Origin of the sequence: Corallococcus sp. AB049A (assembly GCF_003668885.1) — a bacterium.
In the GTDB taxonomy this organism is placed as follows: domain Bacteria; phylum Myxococcota; class Myxococcia; order Myxococcales; family Myxococcaceae; genus Corallococcus; species Corallococcus interemptor.
This window is the reverse complement of the sequence record NZ_RAWL01000734.1, coordinates 1-2,095: the sequence shown is the minus strand read 5'-3', so window position 1 is coordinate 2,095 and position 2,095 is coordinate 1. Positions and strand designations below refer to the sequence as shown.

General features: G+C 70.7%; 1 protein-coding gene and 1 pseudogene. One reads left to right on the top strand and one right to left on the bottom strand.

The genetic code is table 11. The features are described 5' to 3' along the window. Window positions 1–1,107: hypothetical protein (locus tag D7X55_RS38835; protein ID WP_233610349.1), on the top strand; the 1,107-nt coding region annotated here is incomplete at its 5' end. A 67-nt stretch (window positions 1,108–1,174) separates the two neighbouring features. Here D7X55_RS38835 and D7X55_RS38830 read toward each other — a convergent pair. Next, a pseudogene (locus D7X55_RS38830) lies at window positions 1,175–2,095 on the bottom strand (hypothetical protein); the annotation flags it as partial.

Below are 2,095 nucleotides of genomic sequence, written 5' to 3'. Positions count from 1 at the left end.
CCCCCGGGCTGCCCCTTCAACGCGGAGTTCCTGCCGCCCAACCTGCGCAAGCACGTGGACCCCAACGCCCCCGTGCCCCTGCGGATGATGGCGGCCAAGTCGCTGGTGCCGCTCAACCCGGCGGACATGCTGGGCGCGCTCTACATGCTCACGTTCGACCCGGACGCGGGCGTGCGCGAGACGGCCACCAAGACGTCCGCGGGGCTGCCGGACCGCATCCTCGGCTCCGCGCTGCGCGACGAGGGCGTGCAGCCCGTCGTACTGGGCTACTTCCTGGACCTGCTCAAGGACAAGGAGGCCTACGCGGAGATGCTGGTCCTCAACCCGGAGACGCCGGACGACGCCGTCTCCGCGGTGGCCGCCACGTGCAGTCCGAAGGTGGCGGAGATCATCTCCCAGAACCAGCTGCGCCTGCTGCGCAAGGAGGACATCGTCCGCAACCTGTGCGCCAACCCCGGCGTCCCCGCGTCGCTCGTGGACAGCGTCTGCGACTTCGCGGTGCGCAGCGGCCTGGTGCTGGCGGACGTGCCCGCCATGCAGGCTGCCCGGGTGCGCATCTACGGCCCGCAGGCCGCGGCCGCGCCGCCGGACCCGGGCCCCACCGCGGAGGAGGTGCTCCAGGAGCTGGGCGCGGACGCGCAGGCCGAGGACGCCGCCCCCATGGAGGACGGCAAGCGCCTGACGCTCGCGCAGCGCATCATGAAGATGTCCATCGCGGAGAAGATCAAGCTGGGCACGCTGGGCAACAAGGAGGCCCGCTCCGCCCTCATCCGCGACACCAACAAGCTCGTCTGCGTGGCCGTCATCCGCAGCCCCCGCATCACCGACGGCGAAGTGCTCGCGTGCGCCGCCAACCGCGCCATCAACGAGGACGTGCTGCGCGTCATCTACAACAACCGCGAGTGGACGAAGATGCAGAAGGTGAAGCTCGCGCTGGTGAAGAACCCCAAGGTGCCGCTCACCGTCACCATGAAGTTCCTCAACACGTTGCGCGACGCGGAGCTCAAGGACCTGTCCCGCGACAAGAACGTGCCCGCCGCCGTGCAGTCCTTCGCCAAGAAGCTGCACGAAAAGAAAACGGCCCCCAAGAAGGAGGCCGGGAAGTAACGCGGGAGGCTGGAGTGGGGGAGGGCGGTGTTCCGCGCCTTCCCCCTGAGGCTCCGGTGCCGCCGCTTCAGGCCGCGGCTTCCTCGTCGGCGTCGTCGCCCACGGAGGTGCCCGGCTCGTCCAGCAGCTGCTGCGCGATGGCCAGCGCCTTCTTGGTCTTCTCGCGCAGCTTCTCGTCGCCCTTGATGCGCGCGTAGAGCTTCGTCACGCGCTCCTCGTTGCGCACCGCCGCCTGCTCCAGCTCGGTGATGCGCGCACGCAGGCCGTCCGCCTCCGCGGCCGCCTGGGCGCTCTGGTTGGACAGGTCCGCCTGGGCCTGCTCCAGCTGGCCGCGCAGGCCCTCCAGCTCGCCCTGCGCCGCCTCCACCTGCGAGCGCAGGCCTTCCGCCTCGTCGCGCACCGCCTGGAGGTCCGCGTCCAGCTGGGCCACCTGGGCGCGCAGGCTGTCCGCCTCGCCCTGGAGCGCCTGGGCCTGGGCCTGGTGCTGATCCAGCTCCGTCTGGAGCGCGCTCAGCTGCGCGGTGGCGCCGCGCGCCTCCTCCTTCGCGGTGGCCAGCTGCTGATCCACGCGCTTGCGCTCCGAGGTGAGCTGCTCGGTGCGCGAGGTGAGCGTCTTGATCTGCGCGTCGCGGCGGTTCAGCTCCTCCTCGGAGGTGGAGGCCTTCTGCTCCAGCTCCAGGTGCTGATCCTTCAGCTCGATGATCTCCTGGTCCTTCTGGTTCAGCTCGGACTTGAGGCGGAGGATCTCCTTGTCGCGCTTGTTGACGGTGTCGCGCAGCGCGAAGGTGTCCTTGTCGCTCTTGCCGGCGGTGGAGCGGGACGCCTCCAGCTCCGTGGCCTTCGCCTGGAGCTCGGACTCCAGCGACTGCACGCGCTCCTCGACCTGGGTCGTCTCCGCGCGCGAGTCCTCCAGCGCGCTCTGCAGCTCCGCCACCTTCGCGCGCAGGTTGCGCAGCTCCGCCAGGTCCGCGGCGGAGGGGCCCGGGGC